General features: G+C 71.4%; 27 protein-coding genes. 16 read left to right on the top strand and 11 right to left on the bottom strand.

Annotated elements, in window-relative coordinates; genetic code table 11:
• Positions 1–19 precede the first annotated feature (19 nt).
• The 4 genes from WJM96_RS03520 to WJM96_RS03505 all read left to right on the top strand — a co-directional run bounded on the left by WJM96_RS03520 (position 20) and on the right by WJM96_RS03505 (position 2373).
• Positions 20–805, top strand: a complete 786-nt coding sequence (locus WJM96_RS03520; protein WP_424811039.1) for an aldolase — start codon at positions 20–22, stop codon at positions 803–805.
• Positions 806–897: 92 nt separating this feature from the next.
• Positions 898–1569 (top strand): PAQR family membrane homeostasis protein TrhA, encoded by a 672-nt coding sequence (gene trhA, locus WJM96_RS03515; RefSeq protein WP_424811038.1) that lies wholly within the window; start codon positions 898–900, stop codon positions 1567–1569.
• 232 nt (positions 1570–1801) lie between these two features.
• Complete coding sequence (locus WJM96_RS03510; protein ID WP_424811037.1) at positions 1802–1942, top strand: hypothetical protein; 141 nt, start codon at positions 1802–1804, stop codon at positions 1940–1942.
• Positions 1943–1986: 44 nt separating this feature from the next.
• Positions 1987–2373 (top strand): DUF6481 family protein, encoded by a 387-nt coding sequence (locus WJM96_RS03505; RefSeq protein WP_424811035.1) that lies wholly within the window; start codon positions 1987–1989, stop codon positions 2371–2373.
• 29 nt (positions 2374–2402) lie between these two features.
• On the opposite strand, the gene WJM96_RS03500 is transcribed toward WJM96_RS03505, so the two are convergent.
• The 3 genes from WJM96_RS03500 to WJM96_RS03490 all read right to left on the bottom strand — a co-directional run bounded on the left by WJM96_RS03500 (position 2403) and on the right by WJM96_RS03490 (position 4003).
• Complete coding sequence (locus WJM96_RS03500) at positions 2403–2606, bottom strand: hypothetical protein (protein ID WP_424811034.1); 204 nt, start codon at positions 2604–2606, stop codon at positions 2403–2405.
• Positions 2607–2789: 183 nt separating this feature from the next.
• Positions 2790–3113, bottom strand: coding sequence for a hypothetical protein (locus WJM96_RS03495; RefSeq protein WP_424811033.1), 324 nt, complete (start codon positions 3111–3113; stop codon positions 2790–2792).
• 32 nt (positions 3114–3145) lie between these two features.
• Positions 3146–4003 (bottom strand): DUF4743 domain-containing protein, encoded by an 858-nt coding sequence (locus WJM96_RS03490; RefSeq protein WP_424811032.1) that lies wholly within the window; start codon positions 4001–4003, stop codon positions 3146–3148.
• A 78-nt stretch (positions 4004–4081) separates the two neighbouring features.
• On the opposite strand from WJM96_RS03490, the gene WJM96_RS03485 reads away from it, so the two are divergent.
• The 4 genes from WJM96_RS03485 (at position 4082) to WJM96_RS03470 (ending at position 7527) form a co-directional block, all read left to right on the top strand.
• Positions 4082–5971, top strand: a complete 1890-nt coding sequence (locus WJM96_RS03485) for an ABCB family ABC transporter ATP-binding protein/permease (RefSeq protein ID WP_424811031.1) — start codon at positions 4082–4084, stop codon at positions 5969–5971.
• Between the two features lie 72 nt (positions 5972–6043).
• On the top strand, positions 6044–6289 hold the full coding sequence (locus tag WJM96_RS03480) for a hypothetical protein (RefSeq protein ID WP_424811030.1): 246 nt from the start codon (positions 6044–6046) through the stop codon (positions 6287–6289).
• A gap of 128 nt (positions 6290–6417) precedes the next feature.
• Positions 6418–6720 carry a 50S ribosomal protein L28 gene (rpmB, locus tag WJM96_RS03475; protein ID WP_424811029.1) on the top strand — a complete coding sequence of 101 codons (303 nt, stop codon included), beginning with the start codon at positions 6418–6420 and terminating at the stop codon, positions 6718–6720.
• Between the two features lie 39 nt (positions 6721–6759).
• On the top strand, positions 6760–7527 hold the full coding sequence (locus WJM96_RS03470; RefSeq protein WP_424811028.1) for a sensor histidine kinase: 768 nt from the start codon (positions 6760–6762) through the stop codon (positions 7525–7527).
• Here WJM96_RS03470 and WJM96_RS03465 read toward each other — a convergent pair.
• The 4 genes from WJM96_RS03465 to WJM96_RS03450 form a co-directional block, all read right to left on the bottom strand.
• A complete protein-coding gene (locus tag WJM96_RS03465) occupies positions 7524–8333 on the bottom strand; it encodes an esterase-like activity of phytase family protein (protein WP_424811817.1) in 810 nt (269 codons plus the stop codon). The two genes, WJM96_RS03470 and WJM96_RS03465, sit on opposite strands and share 4 nt — an antisense overlap.
• A 127-nt stretch (positions 8334–8460) precedes the next feature.
• A complete protein-coding gene (cobT, locus tag WJM96_RS03460) occupies positions 8461–10326 on the bottom strand; it encodes a cobaltochelatase subunit CobT (RefSeq protein ID WP_424811027.1) in 1866 nt (621 codons plus the stop codon).
• 80 nt (positions 10327–10406) lie between these two features.
• Positions 10407–11411: a cobaltochelatase subunit CobS gene (gene cobS / locus WJM96_RS03455; protein WP_424811026.1), complete on the bottom strand. Its 1005-nt coding sequence runs from the start codon at positions 11409–11411 to the stop codon at positions 10407–10409.
• 63 nt (positions 11412–11474) lie between these two features.
• Entirely contained in the window at positions 11475–12059 is a 585-nt protein-coding gene (locus tag WJM96_RS03450; protein WP_424811025.1) for a J domain-containing protein, read from the bottom strand.
• A gap of 64 nt (positions 12060–12123) precedes the next feature.
• Here WJM96_RS03450 and WJM96_RS03445 point away from each other — a divergent pair, with 64 nt between their 5' ends.
• Positions 12124–12396, top strand: a complete 273-nt coding sequence (locus WJM96_RS03445) for a BolA family protein (RefSeq protein ID WP_424811024.1) — start codon at positions 12124–12126, stop codon at positions 12394–12396.
• Between the two features lie 69 nt (positions 12397–12465).
• Here WJM96_RS03445 and rnk read toward each other — a convergent pair whose 3' ends face one another.
• Entirely contained in the window at positions 12466–12855 is a 390-nt protein-coding gene (gene rnk, locus WJM96_RS03440; protein ID WP_424811023.1) for a nucleoside diphosphate kinase regulator, read from the bottom strand.
• A 215-nt stretch (positions 12856–13070) separates the two neighbouring features.
• Positions 13071–13679: a DUF2889 domain-containing protein gene (locus tag WJM96_RS03435; protein ID WP_424811022.1), complete on the bottom strand. Its 609-nt coding sequence runs from the start codon at positions 13677–13679 to the stop codon at positions 13071–13073.
• Between the two features lie 137 nt (positions 13680–13816).
• On the opposite strand from WJM96_RS03435, the gene secB reads away from it, so the two are divergent.
• The 6 genes from secB (at position 13817) to WJM96_RS03405 (ending at position 21510) form a co-directional block, all read left to right on the top strand.
• Positions 13817–14293: a protein-export chaperone SecB gene (gene secB, locus WJM96_RS03430; RefSeq protein WP_424811021.1), complete on the top strand. Its 477-nt coding sequence runs from the start codon at positions 13817–13819 to the stop codon at positions 14291–14293.
• A gap of 173 nt (positions 14294–14466) precedes the next feature.
• A complete protein-coding gene (locus tag WJM96_RS03425) occupies positions 14467–15666 on the top strand; it encodes a DegT/DnrJ/EryC1/StrS family aminotransferase (protein WP_424811020.1) in 1200 nt (399 codons plus the stop codon).
• 6 nt (positions 15667–15672) lie between these two features.
• On the top strand, positions 15673–16917 hold the full coding sequence (locus WJM96_RS03420) for a glycosyltransferase family 4 protein (RefSeq protein WP_424811019.1): 1245 nt from the start codon (positions 15673–15675) through the stop codon (positions 16915–16917).
• Positions 16914–18032 carry a glycosyltransferase gene (locus WJM96_RS03415; RefSeq protein ID WP_424811018.1) on the top strand — a complete coding sequence of 373 codons (1119 nt, stop codon included), beginning with the start codon at positions 16914–16916 and terminating at the stop codon, positions 18030–18032. The genes WJM96_RS03420 and WJM96_RS03415 overlap by 4 nt, the downstream gene beginning before the upstream one ends.
• A 20-nt stretch (positions 18033–18052) precedes the next feature.
• Entirely contained in the window at positions 18053–20005 is a 1953-nt protein-coding gene (locus tag WJM96_RS03410) for a polysaccharide biosynthesis protein (protein ID WP_424811017.1), read from the top strand.
• 68 nt (positions 20006–20073) lie between these two features.
• On the top strand, positions 20074–21510 hold the full coding sequence (locus tag WJM96_RS03405; protein WP_424811016.1) for an amidase: 1437 nt from the start codon (positions 20074–20076) through the stop codon (positions 21508–21510).
• A 9-nt stretch (positions 21511–21519) separates the two neighbouring features.
• Here the strand turns inward: WJM96_RS03405 and WJM96_RS03400 are convergent, their stop codons facing one another.
• Together WJM96_RS03400 and WJM96_RS03395 are read right to left on the bottom strand one after the other, a co-directional pair.
• On the bottom strand, positions 21520–22995 hold the full coding sequence (locus WJM96_RS03400; protein WP_424811015.1) for an amidase: 1476 nt from the start codon (positions 22993–22995) through the stop codon (positions 21520–21522).
• 54 nt (positions 22996–23049) lie between these two features.
• A complete protein-coding gene (locus tag WJM96_RS03395) occupies positions 23050–23676 on the bottom strand; it encodes a TetR/AcrR family transcriptional regulator (RefSeq protein WP_424811014.1) in 627 nt (208 codons plus the stop codon).
• Between the two features lie 119 nt (positions 23677–23795).
• On the opposite strand from WJM96_RS03395, the gene WJM96_RS03390 reads away from it, so the two are divergent.
• Entirely contained in the window at positions 23796–24944 is a 1149-nt protein-coding gene (locus WJM96_RS03390; RefSeq protein ID WP_424811013.1) for an HlyD family efflux transporter periplasmic adaptor subunit, read from the top strand.
• The last annotated feature ends 3 nt before the right edge of the window (positions 24945–24947 follow it).

Here is a 24947-nt window from a genome sequence, read left to right as displayed (position 1 = left end):
CGGCGGCAATTTGCGCCGCATGGCCCACGCGCTCGCATCCTCCGCCCCTGCCCTGCTCCGCAATTCCGATCTCGACCTGCCGGAAATCCGGCAGGCGCGCGTCGATCTCGCCGCCTGCTTCCGCATGGCCGCGAAGCTCGGCCTGCAGGAGGGCATCTGCAATCACTTCAGCCTCGTCGTGCCCGGGCGCGACGACCTGATGCTGGTGAATCCCTACGGCTACGCCTTCGCCGAGGTGACGGCATCGAACCTCGTGATCTGCGATTTCCAGGGCCGCGTGGTGGCGGGGAACGGCGTGCCGGAAGCGACCGCCTTCTACATCCACGCGCGGCTGCACATGAAGCATGCGCGCGCCAAGGCGGCCTTCCACACGCATATGCCCAACGCCACCGCCCTCTCGATGCTGGAGGGACCGCCGCTGGTCTGGGCCGGGCAGACAGCGCTGAAGTTCTACGGCCGCACGCTGGTGGACGAAGATTATAATGGCCTGGCGCTGGATGAGCGCGAGGGCGACCGCATCGCGGAATCGCTGGGCGATGCGGATATCGTCTTCATGAAGAACCACGGCGTGATGGTGGTGGGCCCCACCATCGCCGAGGCCTGGGACGACCTCTACTATCTGGAGCGCGCGGCGGAGGTGCAGCGCCTCGCCATGGCGACGGGCCGCCCGCTGAAGCCCGTGCCGGAGGACGTGGCCCGCGCCACCTACGCCCAGATGCGAGAGGGCGACCGCGAAAGCGCGTTCCTGCACCTGGAGAGCATCAAACGGCAGCTGATGAAGGAGCAGCCGGATTTCGCGGACTGACGCGGCCGGCCGGCACGGCTTGGCGCCGGCTGAATCCCGCTGCTCCGCAGATCAACGCTATCCCCTGCTTTTGCCTTGCGGCATGCTGCGGCGTGTCCTTCCTGCTGCCCAACGCCGCCATGGCCCGGCCGACGCCCGCTGAGCGGGGCGTCGATGGCGCCATCCATCTCCTGGGAGTTGCCACGGCGATCCTGGCCTGCGTCGCGCTGGCCATCGCAGCGCGGCCAGGCATCGGGATTTCCGGAGGGGTGGGCATCGGCCTGTACTCAGCGGGGCTGCTCGCCACCTTCGTCTGCTCGGCGCTCTACAACACGGCGCCCACGGGCCAGTGGAAGGCGAGGCTGCGGCGATGGGACCATGCGGCCATCTTCGCGATGATCGCCGGCACGGTGTCGCCGCTCGCCCTGCTGGCTATCGGCGGGCAGCTGGGCTGGACCTTCTTCGCCGTGATCTGGTCCGGCGCACTCGCGGGCGCATCGCTGAAGCTCTTCGCCCCCGGCCGCTTCGAGCGCGCCGCGATCGGCGCCTACCTGGCGCTGGGATGGCTGGGCTTCATGATGGTCGCGCCCCTGGCGGAAGTGCTGAGCGCGAGGGACTCATCGCTGCTGCTGGCCGGCGGCCTCCTCTACAGCGTCGGCGTCGTCGCGCATCTCTGGACACGCCTGCCCTTCCACAACGCCATCTGGCATGCGCTGGTGCTCATCGCAGCGGGCTGCCACTTCCCCATCGTGCTGGGGCTCGCGGGCCTTCCGCCGCCTGCCTGATCGCGGGCAAGCGCGCCCAGGCCAAGAAAGTCCTTGCAGCGGCGCTTGCATGAAACCATATACAACCGATCAAGTTTGTTCGGCACGGGCTGCCGCCGCGCTTCCACGGAAGCCATCGATCGCCCCCATCTCGCAATATTGATCCGAGGGACCCGGTCAGGGCCTCGGTCCGAAGTCTCAAAGAAGGAAGACGGGCAGGCCCGGATCGTCCGGCACTGCCCCACATTCGTACATGCACACTCATTCCCTTTCCCTTGCCCATTCTCAGCGCCAGCCACAGCGCCAGCCTGAGAAGGAGCCGGCGCGCCCGGCCGACGTCACCAGCTTCTCGCAGAGCGAGCTTCGCCAGATCGTCCTCGATCTGATCGGCTGACGGCCCCCGCGCCCAACACCCAACAACACAGAAGGATATGTCCCTTGGCGACAGCGCCCGCATGGCAGGACCACCACAAGGATCGTGAGAAGGCCGCCAACCAGGCGCGCCAGAAGATGCTCAGCCGCTTCTCGCAGCGGCCTCGCCTGGACGACCCCGAAGTCATCCAGCGCCTGGCGGAGCAGAAGGCGGCCGGTGAGCTCCGCCGCGAGCGGAAATCCCAGCTCCAGGCGGAGAAGCTCGCCAAGGCGCAGGCCGAAGCCGCGGAGCGGATTCGGCTCGCTGCGGAGATGAAGGAGCGCGCGGCGGCCGAGGCTCTCGCCGAGGAGACCCGTGTGCGCGAGGAAAAGGCCGCGGCCATTGCCCTCGCGGAGCAGCAGAAGGCAGCGCGGGACGCGCGCTATGCCGCGCGCAAGGCTCGTTCCAGATAACCTGTCGCGGGCTTGCCCGCCGCCCCGGCTCAGCCCGGGGCAGTCTGGGCGAGGATCTCGCTCTGCCGCACCATGCGCTCGTGGCCGTTGGCCACGTGCTTCACGTGGTATTCGAAATCGACGCCATCGTTCAGCAGAGCCCGCAGGATTCTGTAGGGACCCGAATGCACGCCGAAATACCGGCCGGGCACCAGCGAGACGTTCTGGCCGGTATGGTATCTGTGGGTGGTCATGGCGTCGCTCCGAAGCTGTTGGCAGGGAATTCCCTTGGCGCGCGTGGAAGCTCCACAGCTCCAAAGCATCAGGCGTAGGCGGGTCCGAGGCGAAGGCGGGCATAGCCCGCCGTCATGCCAGTGACCGCACATGGCCCTGATTTCCGCCTTTGCAAGCTCCCGTGCCGGCCGGACCGCCTGACACTACCGGCAGGTCTGTCCACCGATGCCGTTCGGCGTGCAGGTGAACTGCCGCCCACCCGCGATGCCGCGCGTCGTGCCGCTCGCATCCGTCTGGCCGATGAAGGGCGTGTTGCCGATCCGGCCCGTGGTGTTCCCGAAGCGATCGGTCTGGGCCTGGATGGGCGTGTCGCCGATGCGCCCCGTCGTGAGCCCGCCCTGGTGCTGCATCTGGACGGGCGCCTGGCCGATGCGGCCTGTGGTGTTGCCGTAGCGATCCGTCTGCACCTGGGCCGAGGCCAGGAGGGGAAACAGCACCATCGGCAGGGCGAGGAGCTTTCGCATCATCCGTGAAACGCGGCCGGCCGGGGCACGGTTGCTCACGGCCCCTGGTCCAGCCCGGCGCGAAGCTTGCGGCCTTCGGCGCTGGCCGGGTCCACCAGCCCCTCGCGCAGGAACAGGTCGATCAGGACAAGGTTCACGTTGAACTTCACCGTGTCGGTCTCGGCCACCGCCTCCAGCAGGCGCCGGGCGGGCCAGAGCTCGAAGCGCTCCACCTCGTCGTCGTTGGGCTGGGGCACGAAATCCTCCGGCAGCTCCAGGTCGAAGACGTGCAGCACGTCGCGCCGGAGCCCCTCATTGTTGGTGAGGATGTAGGAGATCCGTCCCGTCCGCCGTGCCTGAACGGCAAGCTCCGGCGGGAGGGAGGCTTCCTCGCCCGCCTCCTTCAGCAGGGTCTCGTCCGCGTCGAGCCCGGCCGGGATGCCGCCGGCCACGAGGTTGTCGAGCTGCCCGGGCGCCACCGCCTTGTCCTTGGAGCGGATGCCGACCCAGACGTGCAGCCCGTCGGCCCGCCGCACCAGCCCGTTCAGATGCGCCCCCTGGCCGATGATCCCGAACTGCGGAATGGCGCCGCGGTCCAGCGTGCCCAGCACCGGGCCGTTCGCCTCGGCCCGGATGTCGAAGAGCTCGCCCCGCACCCGGCCGAAGCCCTGCTTCGCCAGCTGGCGCACCGCCGCCGCCAGCGCGTCGCTGCGCATGCCCGGTGTGCGGAGGCGGCCGGCCATGGCCACGCCCTTGCCCTCGAAGTGGAAGTCGCGCGGGAGGAACGTCAGCGCCCGCGCAAGCTCGGCCGAGACCCAGCCCACCTGCGCCGGCCCGAAATGGAACGGCAGCAGATGGTTGGGGGAGGGCGTGTTGTTGCAGGCCTCGATGTGGCGATACAGGCGGTCGGTCATGGCCGACATGTGCCAAAGGGGAGCCCTGGGGGAAAGGCACCTGTTTTCAAATCCCGCGCCGAGCGCCACATGGGGCCGATGACCCCTCCCCGTGAAACTGCCCCCCGGGACAACACCCAGGGCCGCGCGCTGCTGACGATCCTCCCCTACCTCTGGCCCAGGGGCGAGGTCGAGCTGAAGGCCCGCGTCATCCTGTCCCTGATGGCGCTGATCCTGGGCAAGGCGGCGAATGTGCTGGTCCCGATCATCTATGCCCGCGCCGTGGACGCGCTGACCCCGAAGGAGGGCGCGGCCGCCATCGTCGCCATTCCCATCGCGCTGGTCATCGGCTACGGCCTGCTGCGGCTGACGGCGGCCGGCTTCAACGAGCTGCGCAACGCCATCTTCGCCAAGGTCCAGGCCCGCGCCGGCCGCCGCGTGGCGCTGGAGGTCTTCCGCCACCTGCACGCGCTCTCCATGCGCTTCCACATGGACCGCGCGACGGGCGGGCTCTCCCGCGTCATCGAGCGCGGCACGCGCGGCATCGCGACGGCGCTGAACTTCCTGCTGTTCAACATCATCCCGACCATCATCGAGATCGTGCTGGTGGCCGCCATCCTGTGGTGGCTCTTCGCCGTCTCCTTCGCGCTGACGGTGCTGCTGACCATCGGCGGCTACGTCGCCTTCACGCTGCTCTTCACCAACTGGCGCCTGGCCTTCCGCCGCGCCATGAACGACACCGACCAGGAGGCCAACACCAAGGCGGTGGACAGCCTGCTGAACTACGAGACGGTGAAGTACTTCAACAACGAGGCGCACGAGGCCCGCCGGTACGACGAGAGCCTCCAGCGGTACGAGCGCGCCTATGCGCGATCCGAGATGTCGCTGAACGCGCTCAATGCCGGGCAGGCGGCGATCATGTCGCTCGGCCTCACGGTGGTGATGCTGCTGGCCGGGCGCGGCATCGCGGGCGGCACCATGACGGTCGGCGACTTCGTCATGGTGAACTCCTACCTCATCCAGCTCTACCTGCCGCTGAACTTCCTCGGCTTCGCCTATCGCGAGATCAAGCAGGGGCTGACCGACATGGAGGAGATGTTCCGCCTCCTCGCCGTCCCGCAGGAGATCTCGGACAAGCCCGGCGCGCCGGCGCTCGATGCCCGGGCGGGCGCCATCCAGTTCCGCGACGTGCACTTCGCCTACCGGCCGGACCGCGAAATCCTGAAGGGCGTCAGCTTCGAGGTGCCGCCGGGCAGGATGCTCGCCATCGTCGGGCCCACGGGGGCGGGCAAGTCCACCATCTCGCGCCTGCTCTTCCGCTTCTACGACGCAACGGGCGGCGCCGTGCTGATCGACGGGCAGGACGTGCGCGACGTGACGCAGGACAGCCTGCGCCGGGCCATCGGCGTCGTGCCGCAGGACACGGTGCTGTTCAACGACACCATCCGCTACAACATCGCCTATGGCCGCCCCGGCGCCACCGACGAGGAGGTGCAGCAGGCCGCGCGCCTCGCCCAGGTGCATGATTTCGTGACGCGCATGCCCGACGGCTACCGCACCCGCGTCGGCGAGCGCGGCCTCAAGCTCTCGGGCGGCGAGAAGCAGCGCGTGGCCATCGCGCGCACCATCCTGAAGGACCCCCGCATCCTGATCCTGGACGAGGCCACCAGCGCGCTCGACACCCGTACGGAGCAGGAAATCCAGGCCGCGCTGCGCGACGTCTCGCGCGGGCGGACCACGCTGGTCATCGCCCACCGCCTGTCCACCGTCGTGGAGGCGGACGAGATCATCGTGCTGGAGGCGGGGCGCATCGCCGAGCGCGGCACGCATGCCGGCCTCATCGCGCGGGACGGGCTTTATGCCGAGATGTGGCGCCGCCAGTCCGAGGCGGTGGCAGCGGCCGAGGCCGCGGCCCTGGCCCAGGCCCAGGCGGAGTTCGGCACCGGCCTGAGCGCCCGGGCGGCCGGCGAGATGACAAAGACTTCATGATGGGCCCAGACGCGGCCGGGGGCTTTCCTCCCCGGCCGATTCGGCCCATCTCCCCGGCAACTGGAGATTGCGATGATGGATGAGGACGCCCCCGAGGATCTGAGCCACGCCGGTTCGGTCGTCGACAAGGCCATCGAGTATATGCTGGAGCAGCAGATCGCCCCCGTCTCGGCCGCCTCGGCCCTGCTGGGCGGCGCGCTGGGCCTGCTCTCGCGCAGCATGGACGACCGGGCGATCGCGGGCGTGCTCCGCCAGGCGCTGGCGAGCGTGGAGGCCGGCGAGCTGCGCCAGCTTCCGAGTCTCCCAAAGCGCGGCTGACCCGCCTCCAAGGCTCGGCTCCGCCGCCGACACGGCTTGACTCTCCGGGCGCGCTGCCGCATACGCCGCGCTCCGTTTTCCACCCGCCGCGGAGATCCGCGCGCGACCTGACTGCAGGATCATTCATCATGGCTCGCCGCTGCGGCATCACTGGCAAGGGCGTTCAGTCCGGCAACAACGTCAGCCACGCCAACAACAAGACCCGCCGGCGCTTCCTGCCGAACCTGCAGGCGACGTCGTTCTTCTCCGAGATCCTCGCGACCTCGGTGCAGATCCGCCTGACGACGAACGGCATCCGCACCATCGAGCACAATGGCGGCCTGGACTCCTTCCTGCTGACCACGCCGGCGCGCAACCTGCCGCCGGAGGCGCTGGTCCTGAAGCGCCGCATCGTGCGCGCCCAGGCCAAGAAGGCCGCCGCCGCGGCTTGATTTAGGCGGGCGTTAACCCGTCCCCGTCATCATGCGGGGATGGCGCCCGATCCTATCGATCTGTTCCTGATCGTCCTCGCCTGCACCGGCTTCGCGGCCGGAGCGGCGGGGTTTTCGCGTTCGGCCCGCCTGCGCGCGGAAGCCGCCACCCAGCGGCGCCTCGCGGCCGCGCGGGCGCGCAGCCTGAACCTCCTGGCACGGGATCTGAAGAGCCTCGGCCTGACCCTGCTGGGCCGGGCCCAGGCCTCCGGCCCGGCCGGCCTCGCCTTCGAGGGCGAGGCGCGCCGCCTGCTCCACCTCTCCGACGCCGCCGCCGAGGAAGCCGGCGCCCACGCCACCCGCCAGCTCTTCGAGGAGCGCTTCGCCCTCCGCCCGGCGCTGGAGGAAGCGGTCGGCGAGGCCACCTCCCATCTCGGTCCCGGCCGGCGGGACTGGCGCATCGGCGCCGGGATCGGCGATGCCACGGTCCTGGGCGACCGCCGCGCCCTCCGCAGCGCCCTGGCCGAGGTGCTGGCCCGCGCGGCCCGTGCCACGGGCGAGGGCGACGTCATCGAGATCCGCGCCGAAGCCCGGCAGCACGCCATCTCCATCATCGTCGAGGATGAAGGCGCGGGCACCGCCTTGGCCGATCTCTCCCCCCGCGAGCATGACGGCACCGCCGAGCGCACGCGGGGCATGGGGCTCGGGCTTTCGCTGGCGCGCTCGCTGCTGCGCGCCCATGGCGGCGAGCTCGTGATCGAGGCTGCGCCGGGCGTGGGCGCCCGCGCCTTCCTCTCCCTCCCGCGCGAGCGCTTCTTCGCGGCCTAGGCCACTTCGTAGAGCGCCAGCAGGCTGCGCTGGAACGGGTTCTCGTTGTCATCGGTGGCGAGGATCACGAGCAGCCGCCCACCCACCCGGGCGGCGGCGACACCCTCCCAGTTCTCCGCGGGCAGGTCCGGCGGCATGTCGAGCCAGGTCTCGCCGCGCAGCACGCCACCCGCCCGGAAGGCGCTGGCGGGCACATGCGCGAGCCGGCAGCTGAAGCCGCCGAACAGGCTGAAATGCCGTTCCAGCACCAGGGCGCTGCCGTCCGGCAGGCCGGCCGCGTCGGTGGGCTCCAGGCCAGGGGCGGGATGGTAGCTCAGCCGGGACCAGGCCATGCGCCCCTGCTGCTGCGTGCCGAGCCAGGCCATGCGGCTCCCCTCGCCCGCCGTGCCGGGAAGGCTTTCGGCGATGCCCAGGATGCGACCATCCGCCAGTACCGCCAGCGTCTCCAGCCCGCCATTGTCGGGCGCGCCGGAAAGCCCCGGTGGCGGCTCCACGGGCTGCGCGGGGCCGCCAAGCTGGCGGTAGCGCATCAGCCCGTGCCAGCGCTCGAAGCCCAGGAGCCATTCGCCATCCGGCAGCCGGGCGAGGCTTTCCGAATCGCCCATCCGGCCCCGCAAGGGCTGGCCCCGCGAATCGCGCGTCAGCCCATGCGTGACGGCGCCGACCCCGGCCAGCACGCCATCGCGCAGTTCCAGCGGCGCACGCCACCAGCGCCCGCGATCGGTGATGGCGGTAAGCGTCAGGTCGGGTGCGAGGTGAAGGCCGGAGAAGCTGCCGAAGCCCCACGGCGAGGTGTCGAGCTCCAGCCCGCCCAGCGGCCGCAGGAAGGGCCGCGCCGGCGCGGCCTGCCGGAAGGGCCCTGCGCGCGCCGCCGCGTCGCCCGCCCCGAGAAGGGCGAGCCCGCCGAGGAGAAAGCCGCGGCGGATCAGGCTGTCAGGCCACCAGGGGCGCGCGCTCGGCGGCCGCGCGCTGCCAGGCCTCGGCGGCGTCCTCGTCGAAGAGCTCGGCGAGCTTCTTCATCATGGTGCCGCCCAACTCCTCGGCGTCCACGATCGTGACGGCGCGGCGGTAGTAGCGCGTGACGTCGTGGCCGATGCCGATGGCGATGAGCTCGACGGCGCTGCGGCCCTCGATCTCCTTGATCACCTCACGCAGGTGGCGCTCCAGGTAGTTGCCCGGATTCACGCTCAGCGTGCTGTCATCCACCGGCGCGCCATCGCTGATGACCATGAGGATGCGGCGATGCTCGGAGCGCGTCAGCAGGCGGCGATAGGCCCAGTTCAGCGCCTCGCCGTCGATGTTCTCCTTGAGCAGCCCCTCGCGCAGCATCAGGCCGATGGCCCGGCGCGAGCGGCGCCAGGGCGCGTCGGCGGCCTTGTAGACGATGTGGCGCAGGTCGTTCAGGCGGCCCGGATTGCGGGGCTTGCCCTCCTGCACCCATTTCTCGCGCGACTGGCCGCCCTTCCAGGCGCGGGTGGTGAAGCCGAGGATCTCGGTCTTCACCGCGCAGCGCTCCAGCGTGCGGGCCAGGATGTCGGCGCACATGGCCGCGACCGTGATCGGCCGGCCGCGCATGGAGCCCGAATTGTCGATCAGCAGCGTGACCACGGTGTCGCGGAAATCCGCGTCGCGCTCGCGCTTGTAGGAGAGCGAGAGCGTCGGGTTGGCCACCACACGCGCGAGGCGCGCGACGTCGAGCAGGCCTTCCTCCAGGTCGAACTCCCAGGCGCGCTGCTGCTGCGCCATGAGGCGGCGCTGCAGCCGGTTCGCGAGCTTGGAGACCACGCCCTGCAGATGCTGCAGCTGCTGGTCCAGCTGCTGGCGCAGGCGCGTCAGCTCGTCCGGGTCGCAGAGGTCATCGGCCTCCACCACCTCGTCGAACTGCGTCGTGAAGGCCCGGTAGCGCGTGGTGTCGTCGGTCTGCGGGACCTCCTTGCGGGCCTGCGGGCCGCCGGGCTTCTCGTCGCCCTCGGCGGCGGCGCCCTCTTCCTCGCTCTCCTCGGCCTCCTCGTCGGCGGCCTCGCCCTCCATGGCTTCGGGCTCGGCGCCCTGCATGGATTCCTGTTCCTGGCTCTGCGCCTCGCCGGCCGAGGACTGGTCCTGCTGGCTCGACTGGTCGCCGCCCTCGTCGCCTTCCTCGTTCTGGTCGGCCTCGCTCTCCGTCTCGGCCTCGGCGAGGTCGAGCGCGGTGAGAAGCTTGCGGGCCGCGCGGGCAAAGGCCGCCTGGTCATCGGTCGCGGAGACCAGCTCCTCCATCGCGGCGGCGGCGTTCGCGTCCAGGCTGTCGCGCCACATCTCCAGCACGCGGCTCGCCGCGGCGGGCGCGGCCTCGCCCGAGATGCGCTCGCGCGCCATGAGCGCGAGGGCGGAATGCAGCGGAAGCTGGTCCTTCCGCGTCATGCGGTCGTAGCCCTCGGCCTCGCATTCCTCGGAAAGGCGGGCACGGAGGTTCGCCGCGACGCCGGCCATGTGGCGGCTGCCCACGGCCTGCACGCGCACATCCTCGAGCGCGTCGAAGACCTCGCGCGCTTCCTTGCGGGAGGGGGCGCGCGCGGCGTGGGTCGCTTCGTCGTGATGGCGCAGCTTCAGCGCCACCGCGTCGGCGGCGCCGCGCAGCTTCGCCATTTCGGCGGGCGGGAGCGTGCGGGTGGGAAGCGGCAGGCGCGCGCGCTTGCCGGAGACGCCGGCCGGGCCGGGCTGGAAGGCGACCTGCACCTCCTGCTGCTGCGCGATCGCGCGCACGGCGCCGGCGGTGGCCCGCTTGAACTCTTCCTGCCGCGTGAGGTCCTGCTTGGACATGTTTCAACTCGTCGGATCGAGGCGGCGGACGGGCCGCTCCGCGCGCGGCGCGCTCGCGCCGCGCGGTACGGAAGGCGAGACTAGCTCGCCTTCTTGTAGAGACCCGTCGCGATCTCGGCGTTGAAGCAACGCTGGTAGTACTCGGCCACCGTCGGACGCTCCGCCTCGTCGCACTTGTTGAGGAAGGTGAGGCGGAAAGCGAAGCCGACATCGCCGAAGATGCGCGTGTTGTCGGCCCAGGTGATGACCGTGCGCGGCGACATGACGGTCGAGATGTCGCCCGCGATGAAGCCCGCGCGCGTGAGGTCGGCCAGCGCGACCATCGCCTCGACCTGCTTCTTCAGCTTCGCGTCGCCGGTCGCGCCGAGCTTCGCCAGCACGATCTCCGTCTCCTGCGCATGCGGCAGGTAGTTCAGGGTCGCGACGATGTTCCAGCGGTCCATCTGGCCCTGGTTGATCTGCTGCGTGCCGTGATAGAGGCCCGTCGTGTCGCCGAGGCCCACCGTGTTCGCCGTCGCGAAGAGGCGGAAGAACGGGTTGGGGCGGATCACCCGGTTCTGGTCGAGCAGGGTCAGCTTGCCCTCGACCTCCAGCACGCGCTGGATCACGAACATCACGTCCGGGCGGCCCGCGTCATACTCGTCGAACACGAGCGCGCAGGGATGCTGGAGCGCCCAGGGGAGGATGCCCTCGCGGAACTCCGTCACCTGCTTGCCGTCCTTGAGGACGATCGCATCCTTGCCGATCAGGTCGATACGGCTGATGTGGCTGTCGAGGTTCACGCGGATGCAGGGCCAGTTGAGGCGCGCGGCCACCTGCTCGATATGCGTGGACTTGCCGGTGCCGTGGTAGCCCTGGACCATGCAGCGGCGGTTGTGCGCGAAGCCCGCGAGGATCGCGAGCGTCGTCTCCTTGTCGAAGCGGTAGGAGGGGTCGAGTTCGGGCACATGCTCGGTGCGGACCGAGAAAGCCGGCACCTCCATGTCGATATCGACGCCGAAGACCTCACGCGCATTCACCGTCTTGTCGGGCGCGGAGATCGCCGAGGTCGGATTCACTTCGGCCAATTGAGCCAGCTTGGTCATCACGCTTCCGCTTCGTTCACTTGAGGAGATCGGCCGGATGTTAGGACAGCCCGTGACGGTCGGCTACCCGGCATGGGCGGGCTCGGCCCGCCCCACGCGCTGGCGCAGCAGGGAATAGGCCCGGTTGATGTCCTTCAGGCGCTCTTCCGAGCGCCGGTCGCCGCCATTCGCGTCCGGATGGAAGCGCTTGGCGAGTTCCTTGTAACGCGTCTTCAGCGTGGCCGGATCGAGCGGCCAGGCCAGTTCCAGCAGGCCGAGCGCGGCGCGCAGCTCGGGCGGCGCCTCGACATTCGGCTGGGGCGCGCGGCGCTTCTGGTGCAGGCCGGTATCCCGCAGGATTCCAAGGGGATCGGCCACCGCCTCGGGGTCCAGCCGCATGCCGCCGAGCCGGCCGAGCGGCCAGGTCGGGCGCTGCCAGCCGGTATCGGCGCGCAGCGAGCTCTCGATATCGGCCGCGCCCATGCCGCGATAGAAATCCCAGCCCGCATTGTACTGCCGGACATGGTCCAGGCAGAACCACAGATACTCGCGCAGCGCGCGGTCCTTGGGTGCACGGAATTCCCCGGGCTTGCCGCAATCCGGCGCGGCACAGCCCTGCGGGGGTGCCTTGGGGTCGTTCTGGGGCTGGAAGCTCGCGCGGCGCGCCATCGGGGATTTATGGGTTCCCGCGACGGGCTTGGCAACGCCGCGATCAGGGTCGATTCTGGGAAGCATGGACAATCGGGCCGATCGGATCCGTTCGGTGCTCGCAGCGCGCTTCGCGCCGCTGCACCTCGAGGTGGTGGACGACAGCAGCCAGCACGCGGGCCATGCCGGCGCGAGGCCGGGCGGGCAGACGCATTACAGCGTCCTGCTGGTCAGCGAGGCCTTTACCGGCATGAACCGCGTCGCGCGGTCCCGTGCCGTGCATGCGGCGCTGGAGGCCGAGTTCGCGGGCGGGCTGCACGCGCTGGCGCTGAAGCTCAAAGCTCCTTCGGAGCCTTGATTTTCATGCCCTGATGCGCCGGGCGGCCGCAGCCGCGGCCTTGGGCCGGGCTTCGGGCCGTTTCGCCGCTCAGCCGACGCTCAGCACGCTGAGCCGGCGCATGCGGCCATCCACCGTCGGCCAGTCGATGGACTGGCCCTCGGAGAGGCCGATCAGCCCCGCGCCGACCAGCGAGAGCACGGAAATCCGGCCCTCCGCGATATCGGCCTCGCCGGGCAGGACGAGGCGGGCTTGCCGCGTCTCGCCCGTGGATTCGTCGCGAAACTCGACGCGGGAGCCGAGCGCCACGACATGCGCGGGCACATGGTCCACCACCTCGCTCCGGTCGGCCTCCTCGGCGAGAAGGCGCGCGACGAGCGGCTGGCGCGGCGCGGCGGCATCGGCCAGAGCGTAAAGCTGGTCCTGGCCCTCGGCGGACATGAGCAGCGGCGGGCGCATCGGCGCCTCCTGGGGGTACATGATCGAGTGATTCCTTGGATGGACCCCGGCGCGCGTCGCACGGCCTCGGGTCCAGGGACTTAGTCGTGAGGAGAAAGGGCGGAGGGCGATGCCCGGGGGCAGCGCGCGGCTCCGCCTAGATGCCCGCGACGAGGCAACCCGGGCGCTCCTGGCGCTGATCCATGATCATCGGGTTGCGGGGCATGGCTCCCAGATGGGGAGACACGCGCCTCAGGTCAAGAGGCGGCTTCGGAAGGGGTCTTGGAGCGCGCGGCCTGACCGAGGTCGCTCCACTCCGGCCAGCGCTTGCGCACCACGGGGCTGTCCGGCGCATAGGCATGGCAGGTGCCGAGCAGCGCCGGGCGCTCGGCCGGCCTGCCCTCGCCCGCGGCGGCGCGCGCCTCGTCCATCTTGCGGCGGCGGAGCGGCCACATGGTCTGGAAGGCGACCGTCGCCATCTGGGCCAGCACCTCGCGCAGATGGGTGCAGCCGGCGACGCCGCCAACGCGCTCATTCACCGCGCGGTTGAAGCCGGCGCCCACCGTCAGCCCGGCAAGGCGCGAGAAGTTGGGCGCGGCATCCACGCAGACCGCGAAGGGCGTGTGGTCGGACACGGCCTCGCAGGAGTGGATCAGCATGTCCTCGTCCACGGTCATGCGGATCCACATGCCGTGCAGGGGCTCTCCCGGCTTCACGTCGCCGCGATGCTCGGAGGGGAAGCCGTACGTCTTGGTGTCGACCAGATGGGCCTCGATATCCACGAGCCCATCCTCACGCGCATAGCCCCGCAGGGTGATATCGCGCAGATGTTCGAGCTTCCGAGGGGCAGGAGCGGACAACGGCATCGCCACATAACTTAGCCCTTATGCCGCACCGCGCAATCTTCTGCGCGCAGGGCTGCCCCGCGTGGCGTCGCGCACTGGCGGCATGTCCGGGCGCGTGGTAGCGGGCGCCATCCTCCCTCCAAGCCAGGGCGCCCGCCATGTCCGACGAACCGATCCAGCTTCCGCCGCAGCAGCCCCCGGCCAACATGCCGATCATGCTGAACATCCAGTTCACGAAGGACCTCTCCTTCGAGGTTCCCGGCGCGCCGGAGGTCTTCAACAACCTGCGCGAACAGCCGCGCGTGGACCTGGCGCTGGACGTGCAGGCCCGGCCGGTGATCGAGGGCGGCAACGTGTTCGAGGTCTCGCTCATCATCCGGGCCGATGCGAAGGCGCAGTCCACGCCGTGCTTCATCGCGGAGCTGACCTATTCCGGCGTCTTCACCCTGAACGTCCCGCAGGAGCATCTGGAGCCGGTGCTTCTGGTGGAATGCCCGCGCCTGCTCTTCCCCTTCGCGCGCAACATCCTGGCCGACGTGACCCGCGACGGCGGATTCCCGCCGGTCCTGCTCGATCCGATTGATTTCGTTCAACTGTGGCAGAATCGCCGCGGGCAGACCTCGGGCACGGCCTGATCCCAGGAAAATCCTGACGTTTCCACTTCCGGCCTGGGAATTGAATATTGTTCCCAGGCATTTGTTCTCGTTTTTGAGTTGCAAGACCCCGCGGTCTCTACACGCGTCGCTTGCATTCACGATTCGTTTACCGAATCCTCGGCCCCGTCCCTGGACCGAGAGCCTGCCAAAAGATGGCGCATCTACAGCCGATTACCGAGCACGCGGCGCAGATACTCCCCTTCCGGCGCTCCTCCGCGCCCCGGCCCGAACCGCTTGCGCTGTCGCCGCCGCAGTTCGAGGGGACTGAGATTGAATTCCTGAGACAAGAGCTCGCCTCCGGCTGGCTGGCGCCGGCCGGCCCCACGCCGCGCCGGTTCGAGGCCGCGCTCTCGGCGGCGATGGACCAGCCGCACGCGGTGGCGGTGAATTCGGGAACCGCGGCCCTTCACCTCGGCTACCACCTTCTCGGCGTGCAGCCCGGCGACGAGGTCTGGACCAGCACGCTCACCTTCGTCGCCACCGTGGCGCCCGCGGTGCAGATGGGCGCGACCCCGCGCTTCCTGGATGTGGACCCGCAGAGCTGGACGCTCGACCCCGCCTTGCTGCGGCAGGAGCTCGCGGCCGCCGCCCGCCGCGGCCGCCTGCCCCGCGTGGTCGTGCCGGTGGACCTCTATGGCCAGGCGGCGGACATGCCCGCCATCCGGGCCGCCTGCGGCGAATGGGGCGTGCCGGTCCTCTCCGACAGCGCCTGCGGCCTGGGCGCGCTGCAGCACGGCCGCCCGGCCGGCCATGGGGCGGACCTCGTGGCCGTCAGCTTCAACGGCAACAAGATCGTCAGCACCGGCGGCGGCGGCGCGCTGCTGGGCCCCGGCGAGGCGCGGATCGCCCGCGCCCGACAGCTCGCGACCCAGGCACGCGAGCCCGCGCCGCACTACCAGCACGAGACAACCGGCTACAACTACGCCATGAGCTGCGTCCTGGCCGCGATCGGCCTGGCGCAGCTGCCCTCGCTGGAGCGGCGCGTGGCGGCCCGGCGGGCCATCTTCGCCCGTTATCGCGAGGAGCTGGCCGCCCTCCCCGGCCTGACCTTCATGCCCGAGCCCGGTTGGGCCCGCGCCACCCGCTGGCTAACCGCCGCCCAGATCGACCCCGCCCGCTTCGGCGCGGGGCGGGAGGCGTTGCGCCAGGCGCTGGAGGCCGAGGGCATCGAAAGCCGGCCGGTCTGGAAGCCGCTCCACCTCCAGCCCGCCTTCCGCGACGCCCCGCGCGCGGGCGGCGAGGTCGCGGCCGGCTTCTTCGAGCGCGGCCTGTGCCTGCCTTCCGGGAGCGGCATGAGCAGCGAGGCGCAGTTCCGCGCCGTCGCCACCCTCCGCGCGCTTCACCGGGGCTGAGGCCCCTTGGCGCGCATTCTCTATCTGCACCAGCATTTCTCGACACCCGAGGGTTCGGCCGCGACGCGCAGCCACGCCCTGGCGCGCGCGCTGGCGCAGCGCGGCCATGAGGTGACGCTGGCCTGCGGGCAGTGGCAGGGCGCGGAGACGGGGCTCGGCGGGCCCTTCCGCCTCGGCGCCCGGCAGGGGCGGGTCTCGGGGTTCGAGGTGGTGGAATTCGCCATCCCCTGCGCCAATGCCATGGGCCTCGGCCAGCGCGGGCTGGCCTTTATCCGCTATGCGATGCGCGCCACGGCACTGGCCCTGCGCCCGGGCTGGGACCTGGTGATCGCGAGCTCCACCCCGCCGACCGTGGCCATGCCCGCCCTGGCGGCGCGGCACCTGCGCGGCACGCCCTTCCTCTTCGAGATCCGCGACCCCTGGCCGGAGCTCCCCGCCGCCATGGGCCTGCGCGCGCCGCTGGCGCTGCGGGCCATGCGGCAGCTCTCGGCGCTGGCCTGCCGGGGCGCGGCCGGCGTGGTGGCGCTGACCGAGGGGATGGGCCGCATCGCGCTGGCCCACGGCACGGCGCGGCGGGCCCTGCACGTCATCGGCCAGGGCTGCGACCTGGACCTGTTCGGGCCGCAGGTGGCGCCGTGGCGCCCGCCCCAGGCCGCGAGTCACGAGGTCCTGGCCGTCTATGCCGGCGCGCATGGCCGCGCGAACGGCCTCGGCCTGCTGCTCGACGCCGCCGCCCGGCTGCGCGCCGCCGGCGAGCGGCGGGTGCGGCTGGTCCTGGTGGGCGAGGGCAGCGAGAAGCCGGCCCTCATGGCCGATGCCGCCGCGCGCGGGCTGACCAACCTCACCTTCCTCGACCCCCTGCCCAAGCGGGATCTGGCGGGGCTGCTCGCGGGCAGCCAGGCGGGGCTGCTCTGCCTCGCCCCCGTGCCGGAATTCGCCGAATGGACGGCGCCGAACAAGCTCATGGACTATCTGGCCGCGGGGCTGCCCGTGCTCTCCAACGTCCCCGGCGAGGCCGAGCGCCTGCTGGCCGAGGGCTGCGGGGTGACGGCACGGGACGCGGGCGCCATGGCCGCCGCCCTCGCCCGCCTTGCCACCCATCCCACGGAGCGCGAGGCGATGGGCTGGGAGGGGCGCGTGCTGGCGGTCCGCCGCTTCGACCGGCGGCTGCTCGCCCGGCGTTTCGTGGCGGCGGCCGAGGCCGCGCTGCACCCGCGCGCCGCCGCGCTGCCCCGTCCGGTGCGGGTGTGATCCTCCTGCTCTCGGCCGCCCATCCGGCCGACGACATGCGCGTGGTCCGCAAGGAGGGCGCTTCGCTGGCCGCGGCGGGGTGGGAAGTGCGGCACCTGTGCCCCGGCGCGGGCGGGGCGCTGGCGCCGGTCGCGGGGGTGGCGATCGAGACGGTGGCGGGCGCCTCCCGCCTGCGGCGCCTGCCGGCGCTGTATCGCCGCGCGGTGGAGCTGCGGCCGGCCGCGATCCACGCCTCGGAGCCCGATGCCTGGGCCGTCGCGCTGCTCGCCGGGCGGCGATGCGGGGCGCGCGTGGTGCTGGACGTGCACGAGCACTATCCCTCGCGGCTGGACACGCGGCTGCCCGGCTGGCTGCGCCCGGCGGCGCGGGCGGCGCTGCGGCTCGCGCTCCGGGGCATGGGGCGGCTCGCGGATGCGGTGGTGCTGGCCAAGGATGGGCTGGCCGGCGATTTCCCGGCCGGGACGCCCCGGGTCAGCGTCCGCAACCACGCGCTGGTCCCGCCGGGCCTCGGGCGGCGCGCGCACGGGCCGGGACCGCTGACCCTGCTGCATCTCGGCGCCATCGGGGTGAAGCGGGGCTGGCCGCAGCTCCTGGCCGCCCTGGCCCGGGCGCCGGCCGGCACGCGGCTGCTGGTCATCGGGCGCTTCACCGATGGAAGCGAGCCGGCCTTCCGCGCCGAGGCCGCGCGGCTCGGCCTCGGGGACCGGATCGAACTCGCGGGCTGGATGCCGGCGGACCGCGCCCTGGAGCGCGCGGCGGCGGAGGCCGACATCAACCTCGTCCTCTTCCAGCCGGGCGAGGTGAACCATCGCCTCGCGCTGCCGCACAAGCTTTTCGACGGGATGGCCGCGGGGCTGCCGGCGATCGCGCCCGCCTTCGCGACGGGGGTCGCGGAGGCGGTGCGCGAGGCCGGTTGCGGGGTGCTGGTGGATGTGACCGACCCGGGAGCCATCGCACAGGCCATCGGGGAGCTGGCCGATCCTGCCCGGCGCGCGGCGCTGGGCGGCCAGGGCTGGCGGGCGGCGAGGGCCGAATGGGGCTGGGAGGCGGAGGGCGCCCGCCTGCTGGCGCTCTACCGCGGCCTGCTGGGACCGAACGTTTCCGCCATCCCATAACAGGCGCTATAAGCCCGCCCATGGCCAAGGCGCCCTACCGAATCCTTCTGAACCTCTGCCTCGACGCGGTGCTCGCCGTCGCCGCGCTACCGCTCGCGCTGCTCCTGGCGGGCCCAGGCAGCTGGCCCTCGCCGGTCTGGTGGGCGCTGGCGGTGCCGCTGGCCGCGCTGACCATCATGCCGCCGGCCTGGGCGCTCGGCCTGCCGCAGCAGTACTGGCGCTATGCCGGCGTGCGCGACCTGCTGCAGGTGCTGGGGGCCGCCATCGGCGCCGCCGTGCTCTTCACCGGCATCCTCTGGATGGTCGGCGCCTGGCACTCGCCCAACCACGCCTTCCCCGCCCTGCACGCCATGGCCCTGACGGGCATGCTCGGCCTGCCCCGCCTCAACGGCCGCCTGCGCACCATCCGCCGCATCGCCGAGGAAGGCGCGACCCAGCCCGTCCTCGTCGTCGGCGGCGTGGACCAGGCCGACATCTTCATCCGCGCGCTGGAGCAGGAGCGCCGGCCGCACTACCGCGTACAGGGCATCCTCGCCCGCCGCTCGCGCCAGGTCGCGCGGCGCATCCAGGGCCACCCCATCCTCGGCACCATCGAGGAGGCCGATGCGGTGCTGGAGCAGCTGCGCGCCGAATCCCGCCTGCCCAGCCTGCTGGTGCTCGCCGCGCCCGACCTCCACGGCCCGCTGCTGGAGACGCTGCTGGACGCGGCCGACCGCCATGGCGTGCCCATCCGCCGCGCGCCGCAGCCTACCCACCTCGCCCAGGCCGCGCGGCCCGGCGAGGCGACGAAGATCGACCTCCGCCCCGTCTCCATCGAGGAGCTGCTGGACCGCCCGCAGGTGCCGCTCGACCGCGAGGGCATGGCGCGGCTGGTGCAGGGCAGGCGCGTGCTGGTGACGGGCGCCGGCGGCACCATCGGCGGCGAGCTCGCGCGGCAGGTGGCGGCGCTCGGCCCGTCGATGCTGACCCTGCTCGATCACGGCGAGTACGTCCTCTACGAGATCGACCTGGAGCTGTCGGAGCGCCATCCCGGCGTGCCGCGCCGCTCGGTCCTGGCGGATGTGCGCGACGAGGCGCGGATGCGCCGCCTGATGGAGGAGATCCGTCCCGAGCTGGTCTTCCACGCCGCCGCGCTGAAGCACGTGCCGATGGTGGAGAACGACCCGCTGGAAGGGCTTCTCACGAACGCCCATGGCACGCGCATCGTGGCCGATACGGCGCGGGCCGCGGGCTGCTCGCTCATGGTCTTCATCTCCACCGATAAGGCGGTGAATCCGACCAGCGTGATGGGCGCCTCCAAGCGCCTCGCCGAGATGTACTGCCAGGCGCTGGACATGCAGGCCCGCGCCGCCCGCGGCGACGAGGCCCGGCAGACCGGCCAGGGCATGCGCTGCATCACCGTGCGCTTCGGCAATGTGCTGGGCTCCACCGGCTCGGTCGTGCCGCTGTTCCGGCGGCAGCTGGAGCGCGGCGGGCCGCTGACCGTCACGCATCCCGACATGCGCCGCTACTTCATGACGGTGCGCGAGGCGGTGGGCCTGGTGCTCCAGGCCGCCGTCGTCGGTGCCGTGGACCGCGAGGACGCGCCGCCGGAGCTGCGCGAGGGCGGCATCTTCGTGCTCGACATGGGCAGCCCGGTGAAGATCGTGGACCTCGCCCGCCGCATGATCCGCCTCGCGGGGCTGCGGCCGGACGACGACGTGGAGATCCGCTTCACGGGGCTGCGGCCCGGCGAGAAGCTGTTCGAGGAAATGTTCCACGGGCAGGAGCCGCCGCGCCCCACGCAATTCCCGGGCCTGCTGGTGGCGACGCCGCGCACGGCCGATGCCGCGCTGGTCGGCCGCGCGCTGGATGAGATCGCGACCGCAGCGCGCACCGGCCACGGGCGGCTGGCGCTGGCGCAGCTCTCGCGGCTGGTGCCGGAATTCGACCACCAGGACGCGGCGACGGTGGCCCAGAAGGGTGGCGCTTAGGGGCAGGTTTGCCTCCCCCTGGATATCCATCAAGAATACCTGCCTCACGAAGCAAAGGCCGGTTCCCGATGGCATCCACCCCGCTCTGGCAACTCTGTGCGACCGAACTCGGTGGCCTCATCCAATCCGGGCAGGTGAGCGCGGTCGAGGCGGTGCAATCCTCCATCGACCGGATGCATGCGGTGAATCCGGACCTCAACGCGGTGGTCACCGATCTCTCGGAATCCGCGCTGACGCGGGCCAGGGCGCTCGATGCCGCGAAGGGTCCGAAGGGGCCGCTGCACGGCGTGCCGGTCACCATCAAGATCAACATCGACCAGAAGGGCGAGGCGAGTTCCAACGGCGTCGTCGCGCTCAAGGATCTCGTCGCCCCGGGCGACGCGCCGCTGGTGAAGAACCTGCTGGACGCGGGCGCCGTGGTGATCGGGCGCACCAACGTCCCGGAATTCTCGCGCCGCTGCGAGACGGACAACCCCCTCTTCGGCCAGACCTGGAATCCCTGGGGCCGGCATGTCAGCGCGGGCGGGTCCTCGGGCGGCGCCGGATCGGCGGTGGCGGCGGGCATCGGCGCGCTGGCGCACGGCAATGACATCGGCGGCTCGCTGCGCTTCCCGGCGGCGGGCAATGGCGTCGTGACGGTGAAGCCGGGCGTCGGGCGCGTGCCGGTCTTCAACCCCTCGGCGGGCGCCGAGCGCGGCATCCTGGCGCAGCAGATGTCGGCGCAGGGGCTGCTGGCGCGCTCGGCGCGGGACCTGCATCTCTCCATGCCCGCGATGATCGCGCCCGATGCGCGCGATCCGTTCCACGTGCCCCTGCCCTGGCGCGGTCCGGCGCTGGAAGGTCCGATCAAGGTCGGCTTCAGCCTGGAGTCGCCCGACCTGCCGCTGCATCCGCAGGTGGAGAAGGCGCTGCTCGCGGCAAAGGCCGCCCTGACGGATGCGGGCTATGCCGTCGAGGAGATCGCGCCCCCCTCGCTGAAGGAGATCCAGTTCGAGGGCCGCTCCGCGCTGATGACGGAGAGCTTCGCCCTGATGGCGGAGGACATCGCGAAATACGGCTCGCCCGCCATCGCCAGCGTCTTCGAGGAGAACTACCGCCGCACGCCGACGGTGGAGATGAAGCGGATGATGGAGCTGCTGGCGCACCGCACCTTCTTCGCGCGGCAATGGTCGGTGCTGATGGACGAGTATCCGCTCTTCCTCTCGCCCTTCTACCCGCTGCCCTTCTACAAGCCGGGCCGCGACGCGGAGGGCGCCGAGGGCCTGCGCGAGACGATGGGCCAGGGCCACTGGTCCACGCTCGGCAACTACCTGGGCCTGCCGGCCGGCAATGTCCCGGCGGCGCTGGGCCAGTTCCCCGAGGGCCCGAAGCCCATCGGCGTGCAGATCCTCGGCCGCCGCTGGCGCGAGGATCTGGTGGTGGACGCGATGATCGCCATCGAGGACCGGCTGGGCACGCTCTCCGCCCGGCTCTGGGAGCGGATGCGGGAGAAGGTTCCGGCGTAGAGCTGGGACCTACGCCGCCGCGACATGCACGGCGGGCCGCCGCCCGCCGTTCCACTTGCCGTCCAGCGCGCGCTCGACCTGCGCCGCCAGCTGCAGCAGCAGCCCGTCCTGCCCGAGCCCGCCGATGGCCTGGATGCCGAAGGGCAGGCCGTTCGCCTGCTCGCCCATCGGCATCGAAATGCCGGGAATCCCCGCGAGGTTGCACAGCGGCGTATAGGCGAAGATCCCCCAGAGATTGGCGAACCAGTCGTGCACCGAGGGATTGTCGGCGATCGTCAGGTATTCCGTGGTGCCGACCTGGGGCGTGGGCTTCGCGGTGATGGGCGTGAGGATGATGTCCCATTCCTCGAACCAGGCGCCGAACTCGCGGGAGGTCACGTTGAACGCCGCCTGCATCGCCGTGCGCTCGGAATAGGTCGCGCCGATGCCCGCCTCCCAGATGCGGATGTTCATGCGCTCCACGAGGTCGGCCGGCGGCTTCTCCAGCCCCCTGCCGCGCAGCAGCGCCGCGATGGTCTGCGCGAAATTGGTGATGTAGCAGGCGGTCTGCGCCGCATAGGCCGCGTGGAAATCGATGCGCGGCACCACCCATTCGACATGATGGCCCAGGCTCTCCAGCAGGCGCCCGGCCTTCTCCAGCTCCGCCACCAGCTCCGGCGCCGCGCGGTAGTCGCCCCATTCGTGGGAGAGCGCGATGCGCAGCTTCGGCGGCGCGCGGCGGATCAGATCCGTATAAGGTTCCGGCACGGTCCAGTAGGGCATGAACTCGCCCGGCGCGCCGCCGCGGCAGGCATCCACAAAGGCGGCCGTGTCGCGGACCGTGCGCGTGTGGCAGCCCTGGATGGAGACGACGCTCGCGAGGTCCGATCCATAGGGCGCGATGGAGAAGACGCCGCGCGACGGCTTCAGCCCGATATTGCCGTTCCACCCCGCCGGGATGCGGATGGAGCCGCCGCCATCGGTCGCGTGCGAGATGGGCGTCACGCCCGCCGCGACCAGCGCCGCCGTGCCCGCCGAGGAACCGCCCGTGGTGAAGCCCGTGTTCCACGGATTGCGCGTGACGTAGACCTCCGGATTCTCGGCCGAGGAACACGTGCCGAATTCCGGCGTGGTGCTGCGCCCGATGATGTTCAGCCCGGCCTTGCGGATGCGGGACGCGAGGAAGCTGTCCGCCGCGGGCCGGTTCCCGCGCATGAGCTTGGAGCCCATCTCCTGCAGCCGCCCCTTCAGGGTGGGGCCCAGATCCTTCATGAAATAGGGTACGCCCGCGAAGACGCCGTCGGGGGCCGTGCCGTTCGCGACCGGGTCGGCGACGGCGTCGTCGAAGACCTCGACCACCGCGCCGATGCTGGGATCGACCTTCGCGGCGCCCTCGGCGGCCTGGGCGGCGAGCTCGGCCGCCGTCACCTCGCCCTTGCGGACGCGCGCCGCCAGCGCCGTCGCATCATGCCGCGCCCATTCGTCCCAAGACATCGCCAGGGTCATGCCAAGCCACCTATTCCGGAATCGGGACGAAGCGTAGGTCCGCCGGGACGGGGGTCAAGGCGCGGCGAAGGCCCGCAGCAGCGTATCGGTCGCCGCCTCCACCTCGGCCGCGATCTGCTCGTCCGTCGGCGAGGGCATCAGCCCGAGCGTGACCTTGACGTAGAGCGCGCCGCGCAACAGCGCGAAGAACTGCGTGGCGGCGACCTGGGGCTCGAAATCCGGCCGCAGCCGCCCACGCCGCTGCTCCTCCGCCATCCAGTCCCGCACCCAGGCGAGGCTGATCGCGGGCCCGGCCTCGAAGAAGGCGCGCGCCAGGTCCGGGAAGCGGCCGCCCTCGGCCAGCACGATGCGATAGGTGCCGACGACGCCGGGGCTCAGCATGAAGCGCAGCCAGAAATCCATGATGCGGCGTAGCGACTCGCCCACCGGTATCTCATGGCCGATATCCAGCAGGCCCTGCTCGATCATGGCGGCGCAGCGCTCGGCCACCACGGCGCCGAAGAGCGCATCCTTGCCGGTGAAATGCCCGTAGAGCGTCGCCTTGGAAACGCCGGCCTCCCGCGCGATCGCATCCATGGCGACGGCGGCGTAGCCTTCCCGCAGAAAAAGTCCGCCCGCCGCGTTCAGGATAGCCTGGTACTTCGGGGACCGCTCGGCGGGTTGGGGGAGGCGTTCTCTCATGCCCCTCTTATGGGCCCTGCATGACCAGCGGTTCAAGAACGAACTGAACCGTTCAGTTCATTCTTGACGCGGCAACCCGATCGTTCCATCTTCGTTGCTGAACTGAACGGTTCAGTACGATGAATGCCAGCACCAAGACCCCTCCCGACCAGACCCGCCTGACCGCCCCGCCCGAGGCGAACAAGCCCTCGCGCCTGCGGCGCCTGCGGCCTTTCCTGCTGCTCGCCCTGCTGGTGGGCAGCGGGCTCACGGCCAATTGGTGGTTCAAGGTCGGGCGGCACATGGAATCCACCGACAACGCCTATGTGCAGGGCGACATCGTCCTGCTCGGGCCCCGCATCGAGGGCGATGTCGCCGCCATCCTGGTCACGGACAACCAGCGCGTGGAGGAGGGCCAGCCCCTGATCCGGCTGGAGGATCGCGACTGGCTGGCCCGGCGCGACGCTGCTGCCGCCGCCCTCGCCCAGGCCGAGGCCGGCATCGCCACCATCCGCGCGCAGATCGGCCAGCAGCAGGCGCAGATCGCCTCGGCCGACGCCCAGGTGACGCAGGCCGAGGCCGAGCGCATCCGCGCCACGGCCGATGCCTCGCGCTACGGCACCCTCGCGCAATCGGGCTTCGGCAGCCGCGAGAACGCCGACCGCACGCTGGCGGACCGCCGCAAGGCCGAGGCCTCCGTCACGGCGGCGCAGGCCTCCGCCGCCGCCGCGCGGGCCGCGCTGCCGGTGCTGGAAGGCCAGCTGGCCACCGCCGGGGGCCGCCGCTCGGAGGCCGCGGCGCAGCTGGCCCTGGCCGAAAGCAACCTCGCCTATACCGTGATCCGCGCGCCCTTCTCCGGCATCGTGGGCAACCGCTCCGGGCAGCAGGGCGCGCATGTGCGGCCGGGCCAGAACCTGATCGCCGTCGCGCCCCCGCCCGAGCGGCAATGGGTGGTCGCGAACTTCAAGGAGACGCAGCTCCACCGCATGCGCCCGGGCCAGCCCGTGCACATCACGGTGGATGTCGGCGGGCATGAGCTGCATGGCCATGTCGAAAGCGTGGCGCCGGCCACCGGCGCGCTGTTCAGCCTGCTGCCGCCCGAGAACGCGACCGGCAACTTCACCAAGATCGTGCAGCGCGTGCCCGTCCGCATCGCGCTCGATGCCGGGCAGGACGCCTCGCTGCTGCGGCCCGGCCTGTCGGTCGAAGCCGAGGTGGACATGCGCGCCGATCCCGCCGCGCCGCGCGGCCTGCTGGGCGCCGCCGCCGCGACGCTCGGCCTGCGCTGAGCC

Origin of the sequence: Roseococcus sp. YIM B11640 (genome assembly GCF_049727625.1) — a bacterium.
Lineage (GTDB): Bacteria > Pseudomonadota > Alphaproteobacteria > Acetobacterales > Acetobacteraceae > Roseococcus.
The sequence above is the reverse complement of the archived record's forward strand: the minus strand, read 5'-3'. Positions and strand labels throughout refer to the sequence as shown.

Coding starts and splice junctions, on each gene's coding strand:
- WJM96_RS03425 (WP_424811020.1), top strand. CDS start 14,467: ATGGCGCATCTACAGCCGATTACCGAGCACGCGGCGCAGATACTCCCC.
- WJM96_RS03410 (WP_424811017.1), top strand. CDS start 18,053: ATGGCCAAGGCGCCCTACCGAATCCTTCTGAACCTCTGCCTCGACGCG.
- WJM96_RS03490 (WP_424811032.1), bottom strand. CDS start 4,003: ATGACCGACCGCCTGTATCGCCACATCGAGGCCTGCAACAACACGCCC.
- WJM96_RS03400 (WP_424811015.1), bottom strand. CDS start 22,995: ATGACCCTGGCGATGTCTTGGGACGAATGGGCGCGGCATGATGCGACG.
- WJM96_RS03450 (WP_424811025.1), bottom strand. CDS start 12,059: ATGGCGCGCCGCGCGAGCTTCCAGCCCCAGAACGACCCCAAGGCACCC.
- WJM96_RS03480 (WP_424811030.1), top strand. CDS start 6,044: ATGATGGATGAGGACGCCCCCGAGGATCTGAGCCACGCCGGTTCGGTC.
- WJM96_RS03390 (WP_424811013.1), top strand. CDS start 23,796: ATGAATGCCAGCACCAAGACCCCTCCCGACCAGACCCGCCTGACCGCC.
- rpmB (WP_424811029.1), top strand. CDS start 6,418: ATGGCTCGCCGCTGCGGCATCACTGGCAAGGGCGTTCAGTCCGGCAAC.
- WJM96_RS03445 (WP_424811024.1), top strand. CDS start 12,124: ATGGACAATCGGGCCGATCGGATCCGTTCGGTGCTCGCAGCGCGCTTC.
- WJM96_RS03495 (WP_424811033.1), bottom strand. CDS start 3,113: ATGATGCGAAAGCTCCTCGCCCTGCCGATGGTGCTGTTTCCCCTCCTG.
- WJM96_RS03510 (WP_424811037.1), top strand. CDS start 1,802: ATGCACACTCATTCCCTTTCCCTTGCCCATTCTCAGCGCCAGCCACAG.
- WJM96_RS03470 (WP_424811028.1), top strand. CDS start 6,760: ATGGCGCCCGATCCTATCGATCTGTTCCTGATCGTCCTCGCCTGCACC.
- rnk (WP_424811023.1), bottom strand. CDS start 12,855: ATGTACCCCCAGGAGGCGCCGATGCGCCCGCCGCTGCTCATGTCCGCC.
- WJM96_RS03405 (WP_424811016.1), top strand. CDS start 20,074: ATGGCATCCACCCCGCTCTGGCAACTCTGTGCGACCGAACTCGGTGGC.
- WJM96_RS03520 (WP_424811039.1), top strand. CDS start 20: ATGGCCCACGCGCTCGCATCCTCCGCCCCTGCCCTGCTCCGCAATTCC.
- WJM96_RS03435 (WP_424811022.1), bottom strand. CDS start 13,679: ATGCCGTTGTCCGCTCCTGCCCCTCGGAAGCTCGAACATCTGCGCGAT.
- WJM96_RS03500 (WP_424811034.1), bottom strand. CDS start 2,606: ATGACCACCCACAGATACCATACCGGCCAGAACGTCTCGCTGGTGCCC.
- WJM96_RS03395 (WP_424811014.1), bottom strand. CDS start 23,676: ATGAGAGAACGCCTCCCCCAACCCGCCGAGCGGTCCCCGAAGTACCAG.
- WJM96_RS03485 (WP_424811031.1), top strand. CDS start 4,082: ATGACCCCTCCCCGTGAAACTGCCCCCCGGGACAACACCCAGGGCCGC.
- cobT (WP_424811027.1), bottom strand. CDS start 10,326: ATGTCCAAGCAGGACCTCACGCGGCAGGAAGAGTTCAAGCGGGCCACC.
- cobS (WP_424811026.1), bottom strand. CDS start 11,411: ATGACCAAGCTGGCTCAATTGGCCGAAGTGAATCCGACCTCGGCGATC.
- secB (WP_424811021.1), top strand. CDS start 13,817: ATGTCCGACGAACCGATCCAGCTTCCGCCGCAGCAGCCCCCGGCCAAC.